General features: G+C 48.1%; 17 protein-coding genes. 3 read left to right on the forward strand and 14 right to left on the reverse strand.

The features are described from left to right. Positions 1-54 precede the first annotated feature (54 nt). Both lysS and amrS read right to left on the reverse strand, forming a co-directional pair. Positions 55-1,674 carry a lysine--tRNA ligase gene (gene lysS, locus FTO70_RS06560; RefSeq protein WP_255334946.1) on the reverse strand — a complete coding sequence of 540 codons (1,620 nt, stop codon included), beginning with the start codon at positions 1,672-1,674 and terminating at the stop codon, positions 55-57. Positions 1,675-2,747: 1,073 nt separating this feature from the next. After that, positions 2,748-3,776, reverse strand: a complete 1,029-nt coding sequence (gene amrS, locus FTO70_RS06565) for an AmmeMemoRadiSam system radical SAM enzyme (protein WP_255334947.1) — start codon at positions 3,774-3,776, stop codon at positions 2,748-2,750. 303 nt (positions 3,777-4,079) lie between these two features. On the opposite strand from amrS, the gene FTO70_RS06570 reads away from it, so the two are divergent. After that, positions 4,080-4,442 carry an Mth938-like domain-containing protein gene (locus tag FTO70_RS06570; protein ID WP_255334948.1) on the forward strand — a complete coding sequence of 121 codons (363 nt, stop codon included), beginning with the start codon at positions 4,080-4,082 and terminating at the stop codon, positions 4,440-4,442. A gap of 69 nt (positions 4,443-4,511) precedes the next feature. On the opposite strand, the gene FTO70_RS06575 is transcribed toward FTO70_RS06570, so the two are convergent. The 5 genes from FTO70_RS06575 to FTO70_RS06590 form a co-directional block, all read right to left on the reverse strand. Continuing rightward, a complete protein-coding gene (locus FTO70_RS06575) occupies positions 4,512-5,594 on the reverse strand; it encodes a DUF362 domain-containing protein (RefSeq protein ID WP_255335029.1) in 1,083 nt (360 codons plus the stop codon). Positions 5,595-5,976: 382 nt separating this feature from the next. After that, positions 5,977-8,427: a hypothetical protein gene (locus tag FTO70_RS06580; protein WP_255334949.1), complete on the reverse strand. Its 2,451-nt coding sequence runs from the start codon at positions 8,425-8,427 to the stop codon at positions 5,977-5,979. A gap of 90 nt (positions 8,428-8,517) precedes the next feature. Then, positions 8,518-9,390: an NAD(+) diphosphatase gene (gene nudC, locus FTO70_RS06585; RefSeq protein WP_255334950.1), complete on the reverse strand. Its 873-nt coding sequence runs from the start codon at positions 9,388-9,390 to the stop codon at positions 8,518-8,520. A 356-nt stretch (positions 9,391-9,746) separates the two neighbouring features. Then, the gene (locus tag FTO70_RS18025) at positions 9,747-9,806 is read right to left on the reverse strand and encodes a hypothetical protein (protein WP_369694343.1); all 60 of its coding nucleotides are present in this window, start codon (positions 9,804-9,806) and stop codon (positions 9,747-9,749) included. Between the two features lie 66 nt (positions 9,807-9,872). Next, entirely contained in the window at positions 9,873-10,433 is a 561-nt protein-coding gene (locus tag FTO70_RS06590; RefSeq protein ID WP_255334951.1) for a hypothetical protein, read from the reverse strand. Between the two features lie 198 nt (positions 10,434-10,631). On the opposite strand from FTO70_RS06590, the gene FTO70_RS06595 reads away from it, so the two are divergent. Further along, entirely contained in the window at positions 10,632-11,666 is a 1,035-nt protein-coding gene (locus FTO70_RS06595; protein ID WP_255334952.1) for a hypothetical protein, read from the forward strand. A 13-nt stretch (positions 11,667-11,679) separates the two neighbouring features. On the opposite strand, the gene FTO70_RS06600 is transcribed toward FTO70_RS06595, so the two are convergent. The 7 genes from FTO70_RS06600 to trmY form a co-directional block, all read right to left on the reverse strand. Continuing rightward, on the reverse strand, positions 11,680-12,288 hold the full coding sequence (locus tag FTO70_RS06600) for a HemK2/MTQ2 family protein methyltransferase (RefSeq protein ID WP_255334953.1): 609 nt from the start codon (positions 12,286-12,288) through the stop codon (positions 11,680-11,682). Between the two features lie 112 nt (positions 12,289-12,400). Beyond that, positions 12,401-13,240, reverse strand: coding sequence for a 16S rRNA (adenine(1518)-N(6)/adenine(1519)-N(6))-dimethyltransferase RsmA (gene rsmA, locus FTO70_RS06605; protein ID WP_255334954.1), 840 nt, complete (start codon positions 13,238-13,240; stop codon positions 12,401-12,403). A gap of 80 nt (positions 13,241-13,320) precedes the next feature. Continuing rightward, on the reverse strand, positions 13,321-14,040 hold the full coding sequence (locus tag FTO70_RS06610) for a DUF655 domain-containing protein (protein WP_255334955.1): 720 nt from the start codon (positions 14,038-14,040) through the stop codon (positions 13,321-13,323). Positions 14,041-14,485: 445 nt separating this feature from the next. Further along, complete coding sequence (locus FTO70_RS06615) at positions 14,486-14,839, reverse strand: RNA polymerase Rpb4 family protein (protein WP_255334956.1); 354 nt, start codon at positions 14,837-14,839, stop codon at positions 14,486-14,488. Positions 14,840-15,406: 567 nt separating this feature from the next. Further along, positions 15,407-15,703 carry a 50S ribosomal protein L21e gene (locus FTO70_RS06620; protein ID WP_255334957.1) on the reverse strand — a complete coding sequence of 99 codons (297 nt, stop codon included), beginning with the start codon at positions 15,701-15,703 and terminating at the stop codon, positions 15,407-15,409. Positions 15,704-15,849: 146 nt separating this feature from the next. Then, the gene (locus FTO70_RS06625; RefSeq protein WP_255334958.1) at positions 15,850-17,145 is read right to left on the reverse strand and encodes a tRNA pseudouridine(54/55) synthase Pus10; all 1,296 of its coding nucleotides are present in this window, start codon (positions 17,143-17,145) and stop codon (positions 15,850-15,852) included. Positions 17,146-17,396: 251 nt separating this feature from the next. Next, positions 17,397-18,038 (reverse strand): tRNA (pseudouridine(54)-N(1))-methyltransferase TrmY, encoded by a 642-nt coding sequence (gene trmY, locus FTO70_RS06630; RefSeq protein WP_255334959.1) that lies wholly within the window; start codon positions 18,036-18,038, stop codon positions 17,397-17,399. A 274-nt stretch (positions 18,039-18,312) separates the two neighbouring features. Here trmY and FTO70_RS06635 point away from each other — a divergent pair, with 274 nt between their 5' ends. Next, a complete protein-coding gene (locus FTO70_RS06635) occupies positions 18,313-18,972 on the forward strand; it encodes a metallophosphoesterase (protein ID WP_255334960.1) in 660 nt (219 codons plus the stop codon). Positions 18,973-19,093 lie beyond the last annotated feature (121 nt).

Here is a 19,093-nt window from a genome sequence, read left to right on the forward strand (position 1 = left end):
TTACAGGCAGCTGCGCTTTTCGGAACCTGTTGAAAGCCAGGTCCGGATCTGACATTAATTTTCCTGAACAGGTTCTGAAGAAACCGCTGCTTCCGGAGCTGCAGGCATTTCGGGGGCTGCTTCAAGTCCCGGGGTTTCAGGCCCTTCAGGCCCTTCAGCGGGAACCGGGGCGTTTTCGTCCTTTGAGGGCTTTGCTTTCAGGATTTTCATCTGGGGGAAGAGGATTACTTCTTTTATGGAGTTGCTGTTCGTGGCAAGCATGACCAGCCGGTCGATGCCGATCCCCACCCCGCCTGTCGGAGGCATCCCGTAGCCCAGGGCGTTGATGTAGTCGTAGTCGATCATCTGGGCTTCGACGTCGCCCATACGGCGCTTTTCGTCCTGTTTCTGGAAGCGGTCCATCTGGTCGAGGGGGTCGTTGAGTTCGGAGAACCCGTTTGCGATTTCCGCACCTGCGATGAAGAGTTCGAAACGTTCGGTATAGCCGGGCTTGCTGCGGTGCGACTTTGCCAGGGGGGAGTTTTCCAGGGGGAAGTCGTGGATGAAGGTCGGGTTGATGAGCTTTTTCTCTGCAAAGTGTTCAAAGAAGAGCACCAGGTAGTTTCCGACGGTGACGGCTTTTTCGAAGTCTTCCATCTTCTCCTTTTCCGCAATCCGCCTGAGTTCTTCAAGGGGGGTCTGCAGGACGTCGATTCCACTGTAGATTTTTACGGCTTCTTCCATTGTGAGGCGCTGCCAGGGGCTTGCAAAGTTTATTGTTTGCTCCCCGAACGGGACTTCAGCCTTTCCGCAGGTCTCCCGGATTATGTGGGATATGATGCCTTCCGTCAGGTCCATCATGTCGTTGTAGTCGCTGTAGGCCTCGTAGATCTCGACCATTGTGAACTCAGGGTTGTGGAAGGTGTCGATGTCTTCGTTCCTGAAATTCTTTGCAATCTCAAAGACCTTTTCAAACCCGCCGACCACAAGCCGCTTTAAGTAGAGTTCCGGGGCAATTCTCAGGTAGAGCTTCTGTTCCAGGAAATTGTGGTAGGTCGTAAAAGGCCGGGCGTTTGCCCCTCCGTAGACCGGCTGGAGGACCGGGGTTTCGAATTCCATGAACTCCTTTTCGGAAAGGAAGCCTCTCAGGAGGGAAAGGATCCTGCTCCTCTTCCTGAAGATGTCCTTTACCCCGTCGTCCATGATAAGGTCAAGGTACCTCTGCCTGTACCTGGTCTCGACATCCTTTAAGCCGTGGAACTTTTCGGGCATGGAGCAGATGGACTTTGAGAGGACTGTAAACCCGTTCATCCAGATGGTTATTTCCCCAAGCTTCGTCCGAAAAACGTTCCCTTCCACGCCGATAATATCACCGGTGTCGATATGTTTGCTGAACAGGTCAAACTCTTCGGTGCCAATATCGTTTTTCCTGACATACACCTGGATTTTGCCGCTGGCATCCGCAATATCGACGAACATCGTCTTTCCGTGGGACCTTATTGCATGGACCCTGCCGGAAGTTATGACCTTATCCTCACTCTTTTCATGCTCGATTTCCGCATGTTTTTCCTTGATTGCGGCAATTGTATCGGTGCGTTCGAATTTCTGGGGGAAAACCGTTACGCCCAGAGCTTGCAATTCGTTCAGCTTATTCATCTTGACTTCGTCAAGATTCAGATTGGGAACGTTCTCCATTTTTAAGTCTCCTGATTGTGAAAATTATGAATTTTAGTTCTATTCGATTTAGATTTAAACCGTTTTGCTGATAAACCGTTTTGTTGATATAATGTTTTGCTGGGTTGCCTGGAAGCTCAAATTATTGATTCCTTTCTTAAACGGAATCGGATGTGAATTAAGTGGAGCTACTTGAATGACGGCTACTTGAATGATGACTGCTTGAATAATAGACAGTAAAAGAGGAAATAATTTTTCAGAATCTTTCCTTCAGTTCACATGAGCTTGAATTTGCACTAATTTCTCTGGCTTCTTATCAAGCCTATTAAATAGGCTTCAGCGCCAGTGCATCTAATAATGCTCTTCGTATATAAAGTTACATAAAAAATCAGGTGGCCCTCGATTAATCTGCTGATGTTATTTCGAAGCCTTCTGATGGCATCTTCCTATTCTGTTTTCCCACCGAAAATGTGGTTACAACCTTCCTACCAGCCAGGAAAAAAACAAGAACCACCTGAATACATGGAAAAACCTGAATTATATGGAGAAATACTCCGCCTGGCGTGAGAAGTGCTTCCCTTGCCCCTATAAACCGTTATTCGTCGCGGGCGATGCAGGGTTCCCCCGCCAGCTTGCCTGGCGGCGCCTCTTCCAAAAAGAAGTTAAAAATAAGATTGGTAAATGTATTTTTTAGATTGTGACTGCTAGCGCACTAATTTCAAATTGAATCCTTATATTTTTTGCAGAACTTTTCTTTTCAGTCATCTGGATACTCTTTTTGAGATACTCTTTTTGGTAGTCCCGATACGTCTTTAAGTCACTCCGATGACTTTTCTATTAATCACAATATACTTTACACACATCTGGATACTCTTTTTCTTATCCATATATATTCTACACTTATGGAAAAGGCCGGCCTCCTTCGTCGGCCGGTGAGAGTGCCGGTACCTGAAAATCTTATCGAAAAAGGTTTAGTTTCATTTCTATTTACCGGATACTCCAGCCGTTTAATGTCGGTTTTTAGTGCATCGGGCCAGACCGGAAATTCCAGGGATTTCAAGAGATTTCAGGAGATTTCAGGAGATTTCAGGGGCTTATTTCTTCCCGGCATATTCCCCTACGATAGGAATGGCTTCTCCGCATTTCGGACAGGTCTTTTCAGGGCTTATGTTATATTCCTGGACTTCGAAAAACCCTCTTGCAATCAAAAGGCTCCCACATTCCGGACAGTAAGTATTCTCATGGGGGTGGCCCGGCACATTGCCCACATACACGAAGCGCATCCCTTCCTCAATTGCAATCGAGCGCGCGTCGTCGAGGGTTTTTACGGGGGTAGGAGGCAGGTCCTTCATCTCGTAGTGGGGGTGGAAGCGGTTGAAGTGAAGAGGGGTGTCTCTCCCCAGGTTTTCGTAGACCCATTTGGAAAGTTCCCTGAGCTCGTCGGGAGAGTCGTTGTGGGTGGGGATGACCAGGTTTACGACCTCCACATGGATCCCGAGCTCTTTTGCAAGCCGGGCTGCTTCGAGGACCGGAGCCAGTTTTGCACTGCAAACATCCCGGTAGAATGCTTCGGAAAAACCCTTGATGTCCACGCTGAAGGCGTCCAGGTAAGGTGCAATCCGCTTCAGGGCTTCAGGGGTGATGTACCCGTTTGTCACGTAGCTTGTCCCGAGCCCCTCTTCCTTTGCAAGTTTTGCCCCGTCATAGGTGTACTCGTACCAGATGGTGGGCTCGTTATAGGTCCAGGAGACTGACTGGCAGCCAGCCATCTTTGCCTGCAGGATAAGCTGGCGGGGGCTCAGGGTTGCCAGGTAGACGTCTTCCGGGACTGCCCGGGAAAGCCTCCAGTTCTGGCAGTGCCTGCACCTGAAGTTGCAGCCTATGGTCCCGACGGAGTACGCGCTGGAACCCGGATAATAATGGTAAAGGGGTTTCTTTTCGATATGAGCCACAGCTTCACTTGCGACTTCCCCGTAGACCAGGGAGAAAAGGGATCCTTCACAGTTTTCCCTGACCCTGCAGATCCCCCGCTTTCCGGGGGCGATTTTGCAGCGGTGGGCACAGAGGCTGCAGCGGACTTTGTTTTCGGCAAGCTTTTCATAAAACATGGCTTCGTGAATCATTATACGGAACCCCCTGTTCCTTACTATGGGATTATGGAAATGGATGTGACAGTATTGTGTCCTGTGCAATTGTTTCCTGCAGGGTAATAAGCCTGTAGTCTCATATACAATATTGCCTGCAGTCTTCTCTTCCTGCAGTCTTCTCTTCCTGCAGAGATCCCTGTTTCTGCATCCGGAGTAGATTCTTTCTGTTTTTACAGTTTCCGGAAATGCCAAAATTGTGCAACTCTTAAATTCAACTCTGAAATGTACAGTTTGAAAGTATAAAAGACTTTGAAATATACAGCTTGAAAGGGGGAAGACATGAAGCCAAAAATTAATTCTACAAGTTTTGGTTCGATTACGGTTAAGGGGAAAACCTTCGAGTATGACATTCTCATCCGCCTGGACGGCCAGGTCGAAAAACGCAGGAAAAAGCTCTCAAAAAAACTTTACGGGACCTCCCATAAAGTCTCGCTTGCCGAAGCAAAGCACATTTATGAAACAGGGGCCAGAAGGTTAATCCTGGGAACCGGCCAGACCGGGTATGTGGAACTTTCAAAGAAAGCCAGGGAGTATTTCGAAAAAAAGGAATGCAAGGTCAAACTCCTGCCAACCCCGAAAGCGATCAAGCTCTGGAACAGGAGCAAGGGGAAAAACATCGCAATGTTCCACGTGACCTGCTGAAACCCGGATTCTGAAAAAACGTTAGGGAAATTGAAATATTGAAGGGGAGAGGCCCGGAAGGCACCCCATTCAAATCTCAATCAGTTCATAATCCCTGCTGCCAAGCCCGAGCTTTTCCCCGTATGCAAGCTGGTGTGTCCCGTCGACCTTTGGCCAGGCCCCTTTGAATTTGTCAGCCCCTGCCTCGTGGTTGCACTGAAGGAAAGAGCCTGCGAGCCCTTTTTGCCTGTTTACCAGGTCGTAGCTTGCCTGGTCGAGGGCTATGGGGTCAATTGATGCAAGGATCCCTATGTCAGGCACGATGGGTGCGTCACTCCAGGGCACGCAGTCGCAGTCCGGGGTGATTTTGAGCAGGAAATTGATGTAGCCTACCCTTCCTTCTTTTCCTTTTACTGCACCGTATGCGTATTCGGTAAGGCACTCCAGGAATTCCGGGATATCGGTTTCCCAGTTCAGGTCAATAGCGTCCTCGGGGCAAACTTCCATGCACTGCCCGCAGCTGATGCATATGCCCGGATCAAGCTTTGATGAATCTCCCTCTATTGAAGCGGCTCCTACAGGGCAGATTTCCACGCATTTCCCGCAGGCAATGCATTTTGCTTCGACCACATGCGGGCTTGTCGGGTAGTGCTGGTCCTTCTTTCCGGCTGCTGGCGCACAGCCCATGGCCAGGTTCTTGATTGCTCCCCCAAAGCCTGCTACGATGTGCCCCTTGAAGTGGGACATCACGACCATGGAATCGGCGGCAGCGATGTCGGACCCGATTTTTACGGACTTGAAGTGCTTCTGCCGGATCTCGACTTCTGCAATGTTCTGGCTCCTCAGCCCGTCGGAAATGATAAGAGGAGCCCGGACCACTGAATAGTCGAAACCGTGTTCGATAGCTGTTGTCAGGTGGTCAACCGCATTGTGCCGGCTCCCGGAGTAGAGGGTGTTCGTGTCCGTAACGAAAGGCTTTGCCCCTGCGGCCCGGATTTTATCCACTACCTGCCGGACAAAGACAGGGTTGATGTACCCATCGTTTCCGTATTCCCCAAAATGGACCTTGATTGCCGTGAGGTCGTCTACCCCTAAAAGTTCTACAAAACCTGCAGCATCAAAAAGCCGCTGGATCTTACTTATTTTGTTATCCCGGGGGTTTTGCGCCCTCAGGTTTGCGAAATAGACTTTGCTTGCCGTATGAGTCCCTCCTGATACAGAATTTGAGTTAGATTTGAGTTAGATTTGAGTTAGATTTGAGTTAGATTTGAGTTAGATTTGAGTTAGATTTGAGTTAGATTTGAGTTAGATTTGAGTTAGATTTGAGTTTACCTTAATTAATGCATTATTAAGGTGTAAAACCTACTGTTATCAAGTAAGGGTTTTTCATTTTTAGGCGTTGCGGGGTTATAGAAGGAAAGAGGGTTATAGAAAGAAATATTCAGGTCCCAGCCTGTGTTGAGGCGGCTGAGCCTTGAGCCTGTGGTAGGTTTTTCGAGGCTGATAAAAAATTGGGTGGGGCAGCGAGTGCCCGCGGATTCTTATGGTTTTGATATCAGGGCTCTTCAAGCGGGGAAACCCATTCCGGGTCTTCCTCTGCCAGTTTTGCGCCGATTTCCTCAACTTTTTTACGGTATTCTTTTGCAGTTTCGGAGTTCCCCGTTTCTTCAAGGAGATTTGCGTAGTTGCTGAAGAGCATAAAATTTCTTTTCAGGGGAACAAGGTCTTCGGGGTTGGATTCTGTCAGGCTTTCGTTAAGGGCCAGGGCTTTTTCAAAGCACTCTTTTCCTTTTTCCTGCTTATCAGTAACCGAATACCCTATCCCGAGATTATTCAGCACTCCAAGCATCTGCTGGAGGTGCATGGGGTTTTCAGGGTCTCTCTCATACAGGATTTTAAGGCTTCTGTATGCATATTCATATTCCGGGATTGTTTCTTCCAGTTTATCGGCATCCCTGTATATGTCCCCGATTTGTTCGGCAAAACTGGCAAGCATTTCCTGAAGTCCCAGGTTCATCGGGTAGGCTTCATATAATTTTTCAACGGTTCGGAGGGCAAGTTCATAGTATTTTCTTGCAACGCTTGAGTCCTTCTTTTCGGACTCCAGTTTTTCAAGGAGGGACATTCCTAAAAAGAATGCCTTGCCTGATGTAAGGATTATGATTTCCGGGTCCTCAAAATGTTCGGCAATTATTTGTTCAAATATTTCAAGAGCTTGCATGTGGTAGGCGCCGGCTTTTTCCTCATTCCCAAGTTCGGAATGCAGCACTGCAAGTTCAAAGTATGTAGTTTCCATATCCAGCTCATGTTCATGTTCATGTTCATGTTCATGTTCATGTTCATGTTCATGTTCATGTTCATGTTCATGTTCATGGTCCGCATGGCAGCTTTCCGGAGGCATCAGTTCAAGGAGCTGTTTCTGGACTTCCAGGACCCTTTCATATGCCCGGATTGCTTTTTCGAATTCCCGATTCTTTTTGAACAGCAGGCCCAGACCGGTCAGTGATTCGAGCAGCCCCTCATGGAAAAACTCGCTATCCGGAGCCGATTCGAAGGCTTCTTCAAATACGGGGAGAGCCCTTTCGTGGTACTGCGCTGCAGTTTCAGGCTCCTCTTCCGCATAGAGCTTTCCGATCTGGTTCCAGGTATCAGCCTTATTAGCTTCTAACATGAGCTTATCGGCATCCTTGGGGTGAAGGTTTTCGTAGATTTCGATTTCCTTCTCATAATAAGCCCTTGCCTTTTCTATTTCTTCCTCTACCGCAAAAAGGTCTCCAAGGTCCCGGTAGATATCGGAAAGTTTCAGGGGATATTCAGGGTTTTCAGGTTCTTTTTGCAGCAGGTTTTCATAGACCTGCAGTTCGTCCTTATAACAGGTTTCTGCACTTTCAGGGTCTCCTATCTCAGAAAACAGCTCTGCAAGTTCATCTAAAGAATTGGCAAGGTTTTTATCGGTTCCGAGCAGGTCCGGGTATTTATCCATCAGTCCCCGGAAAGTTTCCCTTGCCTTCGTATAGTAGTCCCTGGATTTTTCGGTCTCCTCAGTGTCTGAAAATATTAAGCCCGAATCTTTGTACATATCTGCAAGGGCCAGAGAAAACGGAATGTTTTTGGAAATCGGAATGTTTTCAGAAGCTTCAATATTTTCAGGTTCTTCTTCGATCTCGCTTTCAAGCAGTCCCAATGCTTCTTTATAGCACTCCTCCGCCTTTTCGAGATTTTCCAGGTCCGAATACATATCGGCAAGATAACGGTATGTGTAACTCAGGTAAACTTTGGCTTCGGAATTTTCAGGTTCTTTGGCGAGGACTTTCCCGTAGATCTCCACTGCCCGGTCATAAACGTGCTTTGCCTCTTCCAAATACCCCTCTTCCTCACAGATCCGTCCAAAATTCATAAGCGAATCATCAAGGCTGCTGAGGTGTTCGGACATTTCGGTTTCGCTTTTGAGCAATTTCTCAATGAGATCGAATTTTTTTTCGAAAAGTGGAATTGAGTCTTCGATTAATTCCCCGGCTTCAAAACAGAGCCCTATGTGTTCGATCGTTTCCAGGAACTCTTCCAGGTACCCTGGATTTTCGGGATCGGATTCCAATAACTTCTCAAAGCCCAGGACCGCTTTTTCAAAAAGCTCTTCCATCGGATAGATGTAGTCTTTTGCTTTATCGGGGTCTTCGAGCTTCGAAAGGATATCTCCGATGCTTCCGATCGTGTCTCCTATAAAGGACCGGTACTCTTCCTTTTCCGGTTCTTTTGAAAACATCTCCCAGCTAATTTCCAGTGCCTTTCCGAAAAATGCAAGTGACTCTTCGAGTTCGTCAATTCTGTATTTTGCAAAACCTTTAAAAAAAAGGAGATGGTATGAAATCTCAGGGTCCTTTACTTCTTCTGCGATCTTTTCGGCCTTATCAAGGTTTTCAAAGGCCTTTTTATACCTCTCGTTCTCTATATCGTCGGCTGCTTTCTTCAATAAGCGAAAAGCTGAATCTCGTAACTTCCTTGACATAGGAATAGATAGGCTTTTTCACATGATATAAGTGTGTCTCCCGGAAGACTCAGTTTTAATTTGTTCTACTAATGTTTCTTGCAATGTTTATTACCTTCTGTTTTCTTTCTCAACTATCTCCTCTTCTTCCAGGAAGTGATCTATTAACTTACGTGAGATGCTGATTTTCCCCGGCAGGACCGGAAGCTCTTCTACCGAAAACCATTTTGCGTCCTCGATTTCAAACCCGTCGGGCCGGATTTCTTCCGAATCATATTCCGCAGTAAACCCTATCATGAGGGAATTGGGAAACGGCCAGGCCTGTGTCCCGAAATAGGTAATATTTTTCACCCTGAGCCCTACTTCTTCCCAGACTTCCCGGGCAACCGCAGCTTCAGCCGACTCCCCGGGCTCCACGAACCCGGCAATCAGGCTGTACATCCCGGGCGGGAAATTCGGGGACCTGGCAAGTAAAACCTCGTGGCCCTTTCTGATGAGCACGATCACAGCCGGCGAAATCCTGGGATAGAAAAGCTCCCTGCAGTTCGGGCACTCCTTTCCCCTCTCTCCGGGCTTTTGCAGGGTCTTTGCCCCGCAGCGGCTGCAAAACTGGTTGGTCCGGTCCCATTCCATGATCTGGACTGCCTTGTTAACAAGCTCAAAACACCCTTCACTTATCTCCGAATAAGCTCGCCGGAGGTCCAGGAATTCCATCCCTTCGGGAGCAGGAGTGTCTCCGGAAAGTTCCACAGAGTAGCAGTGCACTCCCTCAAGCGTACCCAGGTACTGCTCCCTGACCGCCGGCACCCCGAGTTCCCCGAAGTCCAGCATTTTCGGGACAGCTCCCGGGTTCTTGTGCACCTTCAGGAGAATCTCGCGGCCCCGGAACGCGAACCAGAGGGCTTTTTCGGTCCTGTCGGTGGGGGGTTCGATGCCTACGATGAATTTCGGGTGTACGGGATTTTCCCGGTTTGTGGGGGTCATGGTGCTAATCTCTTTGGTTTTATTGTATATTATGGTTTTAGGGGTATTTTTATCTCACTATTATTTTATTTTTCATAGGGGTGTCTGAATGAAGTTCTCTGTCTGCAGACAAGCTTTAAATCTCGATGAAGTTGAAGTATAAGGGTCCGAACCTAAAATCTAAATGCCAAAATCAAGCTATACTGCTAAGGTTGAAAGCTAAGGTTAAAAGTTAAGGTTAAAAGGTAATGTTGAAAGCTAATGTTGAAAGCCAAAGCTGAAAGATAAAAGTAAAAATCAAGACAAACCCGGCCCTGATAGGAAAAACCTGGAAAAATGAGATTTCTTCAGTTCTTCCTTAATGCAAAGCCGGAGATTCATTTGATTTTTCTTCTCTGTGAAATGAACAGTATGCCGATTATTGCCGCAACAGGCATAACCATTGAAGGGAATTCCGGGATGCTGGTTCCGGTACCCGTGCCGTCAGTATCCGATCCGGTAAGCTAGCCGGCAACTTTGCCGCTGCAATCCACTTCGCCGGTTTTATCCCCTTTTTTAATCAAAATTGTGGAAGGGGGCTCACTACCTTTTTTAAATGAAACATGGGCAGCGATGCCGTAACCATCAGGGTTTTCAGGACTTCCCACATTGTTTTGCAGTTTGATTTCTATGGGACCGGTGGTCTTATATTTATGATTTTTCTGGTAAATTGATGTTGTGAAAATCCCAAAATTAGCTACATTGTAAGGCTTTAAAGAACTAAACTCCCATTTATTCCTTGCAACCGATTTATCGCTTACTTTTTGAACCGGATTATCCGGGTTAAAGATCCAGATCTGCTTCAAGTCCACATTTGAAATGTTGCCCTCATTTTTGGGCTCAATTACCTCAACACGTATAATGTTACCTTCATAATCGACTTTTACTGTAATATTTACACCGTAACTGTAGTCATCATTTACTTCAGTCAGATAAAAGGTCGTTGCACCCGCAGTGCCCATCGCTATAAGCATAAACACAAGGATTCCAATACCGCAGATAGCTTTCATTCCCACAAGCTCCACACTGAGGAATAAATAGACATGTTTTGTATATAATCAATAGAAGATAAAGCTAATTATTTTAGTCAGTATTTCTTAAATTAGGCCGCTCATGTTGTGCATAAGTCTATTAGAAGCTCAAAAGTTCAAATAATTATTTTTTAATGTTTTTCTTCCTAACATACAATAAAAATTAATATACTTAGCTCCTAACCACTACCTATGAATTCGACCCAGTTGCTTCCTTCTGCCTTCCTGGGGATAGTGGGGACGATGTACACATTACTCGTTGCCGTTTCAGTTTCTTTTGTCCAATATTTTGGCAGGAATACGGTGGGAATGAAAAAAGTAATTACCCATTTTACGGTGCTAACTGTTGTTGTTTTTATAGCTCTGGCCTACAACAGCTACATCCTGTATATTGTCATAGGGGGAGAACCGCTAAGCCGACTCCACATACTGGCAAAACTTTTCCCTTCAAAAAATTACCTGTTCTGGGCATGGGCCTTTTCCGTTCTGGCGGTGGGGTATATTTTCGCGTTTTCGGGCTGGCTTTCGTATCTGGTGTTTCTCAGGGTCCGCTCATTAAGGGCCGGGGAGATCGAAGCCTGGAAAGAAGGAAATGCCCGGGAAATCAGGGCGCTTCGGGAAAAGATAAGGCCGGAATTAGCCGGGCTTGAGATGAAAAACGCCGTACTGAAACAATTAAAAGAGGAATTCCTGGTCGAATTCTGGAAAAGCCGTGCCGAAATCAGGGAAAAAGCCCAGCTCATTATAGACCAGGAGATCATGAGAACATCCGGCTTCATAAGCCCCGGAATCAAGAAAATGCTTGACCCCGAAACTGACTTTTCAGGCCCGGACAAAAACCCGTTTGAGGAATACATCTTCCATTCGGAAAGAGTGGAAAAACTGGAGGACCTGCCCGCAGACATGCTCAAAAGCATCGGGGAATACAGGGCCTGCCTGGAAACCATCAATGAAAAGTACGAGGACTTTATGCTTCTGTACGGTGAGGTAAGCCGGGAAAAAGTAAGCATTTTTGAAAAGCAGCAGGAATTAGAGGCTGAGATTAGAGTGCTTGAAGAAGAAAACGAAGGGCTTGACGACCAGTTAAAAGAGCTTGAAAGTGTATCTCCGGTCCCCTTTATAAGAGAAGAAGTCAGCCAGCTTTTAAAGAAAAGTCTCTTTATGCGGCCGTTTATGCGGCCGGGGAATAACAGGAGTGCGCTGGAAAATTCACAGGGTGAAATCTGACCGGAAAAAAGAATCACCGGCTTTTTCCCCTTACCACCATCAGCTCCTCAAATGAAACCTTTGTCCTCCCAACAATATCAACCTCAAACCCCAGTCCCTCCATCTTCTTCCTGACCGCCTCAAACCCGGTAATCGAAGAGATCAGCACGAGAATTTCCCCCTCCTGCCTGAGGTAAGCCCTCACCTGATCTAAAAACCGGTCCAGGGTCTCCCTCCCGCTCTCCCCGCCGTCAAAGGCATAATTAAGCCAGCCAGGCAGCTTTTCTTCCCCGGAAGTGGGGAGGTAGGGCGGGTTGAAGAGAATAAGGTCAAAAAGAGACCCTGTAGCCCCTGATTTTATTCCCCTGAAAAGATCTGTGCGGATGACCTCGACCCCGTTAGCTTTTGCACAGAGGGCGGCGTGGGGGTTGATCTCGGTTGCAAGCACCCGGACGCCGGGGATATTTGCTTTGAGTACGGCGGATACAAAGCCGGACCCAGTCCCTACTTCGAGGACCCGTATGCCGGGCTTTGCCACTCCCAGGGCGGCGTCGGCGAGCAAAAAAGAATCTTCTGCGGGTTCGTAGACAAGGTCCGTGGCCCCGAGTTTTACCCGGGCTTTTTTGTACTCAATTTCAACCATGCTTTATCGGATTCGGACTTATAAGTCCTGGCTTTACCTTATCAGACTTAGTGGTTCAAGTTTAGTAATCTTGTTCAAGCTTCGGAATCTTGTTCAGGTTTCGGGATCTGGTTCAGGCTTCGGAATCTTGTTTTGAGCCCCGGGATCCGGATTTCAGGTCTACGATCATATTTGCGACTTCGGCAAGCTGCTCGGGGGTCAGGTTTTCGGCCCGTTTGCCCATGAAGTCTTCCGGGAGCTGGTTTACGACTTCTTTGACTTCGGGGATCCCGAGCATATAATTGGTGTTAAGGATGGCATTTCGCAGCTTTTTCCGGCGCTGGCTGAAGACGCCGGCCACGAAATCCATGAAAAAAGCCTCGTCTTTGACTTCGAAGGGAGCGGGGCGGGGGACCAGTTTGATTACGGCGGAGTCGACTTCGGGAGCTGGCTGGAAGGCGCCTTTAGGGACTTTCATGAGGATGGAGGCGTCTGCAAAGTAGTAGGTATCCACCGTGAGGCGGGAGTAGTCCTTGCAGTCAGGAGGAGAGACCATGCGCTTTGCAAACTCGTACTGGTACATGAGGATGCCGAGGCTGAACCTGTGGCGCAGGAGCTTGAAGGTGATTTCCGAGGAGATGGAGTAGGGGAGGTTCGAGACGACCTTGTCGAATTCGGGGAAGTCCAGTTTCAGGGCATCTCCTGCGATGATCTCGATGTTTTCTACGGCATCGAAGCGGTCGTGGAGGACGTGGACCAGGGCAGGGTCAAGTTCGATTGCTATGACCTTTTTTGCTTTCCTTGCAAGCCTTTCGGTCAGGTTCCCTATCCCGGCTCCGATTTCAAGGACGGTTTCTTCGGGGTTCAGGTCGGCGGCGGCCACGATCCGGTCGAGGTAACTGGTCTCGACCAGGAAATGCTGGTCAAAGGTGCCTCCTTTTATGCGGTATTTATTGAGAATAGAGCGGACCAAGACTGAAAACTCCTGATGGGTAAAACAAATAAAAAAATTGAAAATAGAAGGTACTTTAAAGGCGGTTCTGAATTCTCTCTTCAGGCCGGCCTCTGGCGGCGTGCGGGGGTAGTAAAGAGCCGGTACTTGATAAAGTCGTCCTTGAGCTCTTCTTCTATCCTGTGGGATATGACTTTTGCCGGGTCGTGGAGGCTCGGGATCCTTTCGTGGATGTCCTGGAAGCTCTTAAAGTCCCCTTTCTTGCGCTCATCGATGATGGACCACATGAGCTTTTTCCCGATCCCGGGAAGGAGTTCCAGCATGTGCAGGCGGGTGGTGATGGAATGGGCTTCATTGAAGAATTTTACGAAGCGGTCTTCCTGGTGGCGGACGCAGGCTTCAAGGATAAAGGGAAGTTCGAGGTTTGCCCCGTGGGTAAGGTCAGAGTGGCCTATCCGCTGCTTTACGTGGTCTATTACATCCCTGTCTCCCTGGCCTATGTAGACCCTGGACTGAATTTCCGGGACCACTCCGTTTTTGGGGGCCAGCTCCATAAGGGTGAATTTCTTGTCTCCCACAGCCTGGACAAGGGGCTTTTTCTGGTGTATCGACTTGACATCAACGGACTTCCCGTAAGGAAGGTAATCGAGCACCCATACGTATTCCTCTCTGTCCTGAGGACTCTCCGAGGCTTTTCCGGATGAGCGCGGGGCTCGTTCTGATTGCGGTCTGCCTGTCGGACGTCTGACAGAAGGAGTTTTTTCAGCAGCATATCTGCTGCCAGTTTGCGGTCTACCGGATTGTAACTTATCTTCTTTCATCAGCACCCATCCTATCAATAAATATGAAACCCCATAGAGATGTTTTATGAATTTAAGGGATACCCTACTCGGGACGCCCTGCTCAACCAGACCTTCCCTTCAAGATCTTCCCTTCAGGTCCGGGACCTATCCCCGATTACCAGGCCTATTTGATTACCCCGGATGTTTCATTCCTGACGCTATCGGAACCTGCCTGGATTTACGGATATTCCCTTATCCATTCCCTATCCGGGGTTTTTCCTTCCCTTTCGAATTTCCAAAGGTCAGGATACTCCCTGAAACTTTAATATTTTCCTGAGTCTCAGGAACTGCCCTCATGAATAACAAGATAGAAACTGATATATAGCTTATTCCATTGCATCTTACAAAAACTGAGTTATAGCTTTATTCTACAGCTTTATTCCACTGCCTTTTCCAAAACAGAGCTATAACTTATTTTTGCACTTTATTCCATTGCCTCGGCGACATACTCGAGGATCTGGTCCATTTCTTCATTTTCCAGGGTGTACTTTTCTTTTGCATAAATTGCCCTGAGTTCGTCCCGGGACTGGGGCAGGATATCCGCAATCCGGATTGCAATCTGGGGCTTCATTTTCTCAAGTTCGAGCAGCTTGTTGATCAGTTCCCTGGCCTTCTCTCCGCTGACTTTGGCAAACAGTTCCGCGTGGTGCAGGGCTTTTCGGAACTCATATGCCACTTCCATATCTCTTTCTCTGCGCTCTTCAGCGATCCTGGTCAGTATTTCCTTGACTTCAGCCAACGTCAATAACTCTTCGTTCAGGACTTCCTTAACTATCATTGGAATACACTCTTTTGGAATTAAAAATTTTCAGGTAGCTACCGTTAGTACAGAGCAATCCACCCGGTCCTTTGCTTCAATATCCCTTTCGATCTTTTTGCCTTCAATTCTTCCTGGCTGCCAGGTTTTCTGCCAATTTCTCCTCAGGTCAGCGGGTTCCCGGATTCAAGAGCCTCATCCCGACCCCTTGCTCTGCACAAACCTGTCTTTCGTCCATAAGCCAGGCTTATCCCGAATAAGGTTATCCAGAGATAACTCTGCTATATGTTCCGCAAACGATATATAATTATAGATGTTCCCGTGCCGGAATGAGCGATCAAGTTTTCAAAAGCAGTTTTGGCAAATCCCTCTCTTAACTCCCCGTGTTAGCCCTGAAGTTTTTTCAAGGGACCTGGGTTATTTAAGCATAACCTTGATTCTTATATCTACATTATATGGCAAGTTCCTCAGGCACGCTTACCTGAACTCTCCAGTAAGAATCCGGACTTCCGGAAAATGGGTGCAGGCGGATATTTCCGGGGATAAAAGCGAGTTAGGTTGTATGAACCTAACTGCCTGCAAAGGAAATTAATTGTATTTCTGGGGTTTCAGGTGCTGTGGAAGGGAAATAACTTCCTTCTTCGCATTGCCGCTGCGGACTTCGAGAATGTATGAGCGCCCGCGCTGCCCGAGAACCTTCCCGGTAGAACCCTGGAACTTCGGGTTTGGCATGCCTCTCTGGATGCTCGGGTCGATGTCGATGTGGACCATCTGACCTTCTTCGAATTCCTGGATTGCCTTGCTTACAGGGGAAATCCCTCTCTCACGAACCGTCTTCTTTAATTTGTACCTTGTGCAACGTTTCTCACCGTGGGAATTTGTCATCGCATGTTCCTCCGTTAGAATGCTCGATTAAATATTTTCTCTCTAATAATTCTTTTTAATGATTGAGTGTTGATTCTCTGATAAGACGTATTCTCTCTAATAAGATGTATTGTATTTAAACAAGACGTTCGGCCAGCTAATCTATTTCAGATATCTACGTTGACCACGTCAAGTTCTTCTACCAGTGCAGGGACTCCTAATAGCCCTGTAAGGCTCGGGTTTGTCCTGCCCTCGTCTCCGGAAACCAGCTCCTTCACATAGAGCCCGCCTTCGCAGTGTACAGTGATTATGGCATATCCGGCTTCGGCAAGTTCCACAAGTTCCGTGTCATGCACGTATCTCTTCCGGACCAGGTCGGCCCGCCTGTGCACCACACGCCTGGGGGTTTGCTGGGATATCTCTGCGCCACTCAAAGTTTCAAGGCAGGATATAAGCTTTTCCTCTGAAACAGGCTCCTTAAATGTAACTTTAAGCTTATAAGTTTTATCCGCCTTCGAGCTTTTCAGGGTCTCTACCATACCCTTTGCAACGAAGCGCAGGTCCCTTACCTCGACTTTCCCGGAAGCTTTCTCGTTGATCTCCTGCATGAGTTTTTCAAGATCAGCAGAGCGTTTTTTCGGGAATTTTGCTTCTACTACAAAGGGCCTTCCGCTTCCAACCATAAGGGCATCGATGTCTTCCCTGCCCGAACCATGGAAAGCAGTGTCACCTGCCTCGAACGCCTCTACAACAGGCTCTTTTATAAGCTCGTCCACGGATTCGGGGTACTGCTTGCCTGTGAAGTTACAGCTTTCGCAGCCCCTCCCGCGGCACTTCCGGCAGGGCCAGCGGGTCTGGGGGATGCCCCTTACCAGCTTGCGGTAGCGCCCGTAGACGTAGACCGAGCGGACCTGGAGTTCCATCGTGCTTTTCGCAAGGTCAAGGGTGATAACGATGTCCGGGTTTTCGAAATCCACATCCTTTTCAACCTTTTCTGCGACAAGTTTTCCGACTTCCCGGTTAAGTTCGGTCTTCAGCTGCTCGGCATAGGCAGTCCCTGCCTCAGCCCAGAGGATCTCTTCGTTTTCGCTCAGAAGCCCGCTCATCTTCGTGCCCACAAGGAAGGTAGAATACTCAAGCCCTTTAAGCTGCCGGGCCGCTTCTTCAGCCAATCCGTCCAGCTTTTTGAACTGGTCAAGGCAGACCCAGCACTGCTCGTCCTCCCCTCCGATCCCGAGCACCTTTCGGGCATAGGCGCTGCAGGGGGCAAGTTCTTTTAAGAGGGAGTCGTCCTTTTCACTTTTGTAGATGCGGTCCCCTTCCAGGGCAAGGGCAAGCTTCAGGGCCTGTCCCCGTTCCCTGTTGCTCAGGCCTGTGGACAGTTTTGCAAACTGCCGGCCGAGGCAATGGTCGCAGACCGGGCCTTCCTGAAGTATCTTTTTTGAAAGTTCAAGTACATCCATTTGCTTTCACATTCTGTAAGCTCGTTGTTCGGGAAATAGACCTGAGGGATGAATGGTGAGTGATAAAGGGTAAATCCCCAATTGTCTAAGGTTTCTATCCTGATAGATTTCTATCCTGATAGGTTTCTATCCTGATAGATTTCTATCCTGATAGGTTTCTATCCTATAGGTTTCTATCCTGATAGAGGGAAATGGAATATAACTTTTTGGATTAAACTGCAGCTGGAGTCGGCAGTCTGCCGAAACCGGCCTCAGTCCTCAACGGAAGGCGTGCCTGCCTCAGCTTCTAAGCCCTCTCCTGCTTCAGCCTCAACCCGGTCCAGCTCGTTGTGGATAAGGGTTATGCAGTGGTTGGAATGCAGGGAAATTGGGCCCACGGAGATGATTTCCGCCCCTGCCTCCAGAAGCTCTTTTTCCTCTTCTTCGGTAACGCCTGTGTGGTCGCCCAGGATGAAGACCGGGTCTTTTATTTCCCTGGCAATTTCCCTTATGTCTTTTCCGTCTTCCCGGAGGTAAAGGAGAGTACGCCCTTCAAACTGTTTCAGGAGGGTCTTTAAGTCTCCCCTGCGGACCCAGACTCCCGGAGTGGACCGGATGTCTTTTTCGCCCGCCTCTTTCTGGAGGGCTTTCTGGATTAACGACCCGCTGCTCCTCTCATCGGGGTTCAGGTACCTGAGGTACATGCCCTCAAACCGCACTATTTTCGCCGGGTCCGGCTCGCCGAGTAAAAGCAGGTGCACATTCACATCCCTGCGCATCCCGAAAGACAGAAAAAGGGAGGCACTCACGCAGCGGCAGAGGATGTCCATTCTTCCCGCAGAACCTGGAAGGTCGTTTAAGGAAAAATCGCCGCTCGTCATTGCCTTATGCCCTATGATAACGATATCGCGCATGGGACTCTATAATTACGTAAGGGATATAAAACATGTGTGCATGTTCACAGGCATCCACATATTATAAAATACACAAGAGATTACAGGCAACGATCACAGGTTATTAACTAAAGGTAATTACATTACAGCTTAACATAAAGGTAATTAAATTACGGCTTAAACTAAAAGCAGTAATATTACAGCTTAAACTAAAAGCAGTTAAATTACATCTAAACCAGGTGCATTAGAATTGCATCTAAACTAAAAACAATCGAGATCATAAGGACTGATTCGGATGAAGATACTCGCCATTTCCGACCCCCACGGGGATTACTCGAAAATAAAGAAGATTATGGAAAGAGCCGGAGACTTCGACCTTGCAGTGGTAGTCGGCGACCTGACCCATTTCGGGCCTGACGAAAAGGTCGAGGAACTTATGGAAATGTTTGATAAACCCGTGCTGGCAATTCCCGGCAACTGTGACCAGAAAAGCATCCTGAAGGCCCTTGACGCTTCAAAAGCCACCAACCTTCACGGGAAAGCCGAGCAGATCGGAAAAATCCGTTTCATAGGACTGGGCGGCTCAAATCCCACTCCTTTCAACACACCTTTCGAGATTCCGGAAGAGGAGATTGAGGGCGCCCTGGAAGGAATGGTCTGCTCTGCCGAAAATGAAGGGGAATGCGGGACCATAGTGCTTCTTACCCACGCTCCTCCCCACGGTGCAAGGGACGAACTTCCTTTCGGGCATGTGGGCAGCACTGCCATCCAGAAGTTTCTGGACAGGGTGGACCTGATCGTTTGCGGGCACATCCACGAAGCCAGGGGCATGGAGAAAGTCGGAAAGACCACTGTCGTGAACCCCGGTGAAGCCTGTAAAGGGTCCTGCGCCCTGATCACAATCGAAGAATCTGAAGACGGAAAACCAATAGAAGTCGAACTTGTGGAGGTCTGAACCCTCCAACTAACTTTTTTTCACATCCAAACCATCTTACCTGGTTTCATCCTTCTACATTGTTCCACCTTTCTAAATTGTTCCACCTTTCTAAATTGTTCCACCCTTCTACATTGTTCCA

The sequence above is a fragment of the Methanosarcina sp. KYL-1 genome (assembly GCF_024372725.1).
Lineage (GTDB): Archaea > Halobacteriota > Methanosarcinia > Methanosarcinales > Methanosarcinaceae > Methanosarcina.

Bases quoted from the DNA above. Each gene is read 5' to 3' on its own strand.
- FTO70_RS06600 (WP_255334953.1), bottom strand. From the start codon at position 12,288: ATGGTTGAAATTGAGTACAAAAAAGCCCGGGTAAAACTCGGGGCCACG.
- FTO70_RS06615 (WP_255334956.1), bottom strand. From the start codon at position 14,839: ATGATAGTTAAGGAAGTCCTGAACGAAGAGTTATTGACGTTGGCTGAA.
- trmY (WP_255334959.1), bottom strand. From the start codon at position 18,038: ATGCGCGATATCGTTATCATAGGGCATAAGGCAATGACGAGCGGCGAT.
- FTO70_RS06595 (WP_255334952.1), top strand. From the start codon at position 10,632: ATGAATTCGACCCAGTTGCTTCCTTCTGCCTTCCTGGGGATAGTGGGG.
- FTO70_RS06610 (WP_255334955.1), bottom strand. From the start codon at position 14,040: ATGAAAGAAGATAAGTTACAATCCGGTAGACCGCAAACTGGCAGCAGA.
- FTO70_RS06635 (WP_255334960.1), top strand. From the start codon at position 18,313: ATGAAGATACTCGCCATTTCCGACCCCCACGGGGATTACTCGAAAATA.
- amrS (WP_255334947.1), bottom strand. From the start codon at position 3,776: ATGATTCACGAAGCCATGTTTTATGAAAAGCTTGCCGAAAACAAAGTC.
- FTO70_RS06580 (WP_255334949.1), bottom strand. From the start codon at position 8,427: ATGTCAAGGAAGTTACGAGATTCAGCTTTTCGCTTATTGAAGAAAGCA.
- FTO70_RS06620 (WP_255334957.1), bottom strand. From the start codon at position 15,703: ATGACAAATTCCCACGGTGAGAAACGTTGCACAAGGTACAAATTAAAG.
- nudC (WP_255334950.1), bottom strand. From the start codon at position 9,390: ATGACCCCCACAAACCGGGAAAATCCCGTACACCCGAAATTCATCGTA.
- lysS (WP_255334946.1), bottom strand. From the start codon at position 1,674: ATGGAGAACGTTCCCAATCTGAATCTTGACGAAGTCAAGATGAATAAG.
- FTO70_RS06625 (WP_255334958.1), bottom strand. From the start codon at position 17,145: ATGGATGTACTTGAACTTTCAAAAAAGATACTTCAGGAAGGCCCGGTC.
- FTO70_RS06570 (WP_255334948.1), top strand. From the start codon at position 4,080: ATGAAGCCAAAAATTAATTCTACAAGTTTTGGTTCGATTACGGTTAAG.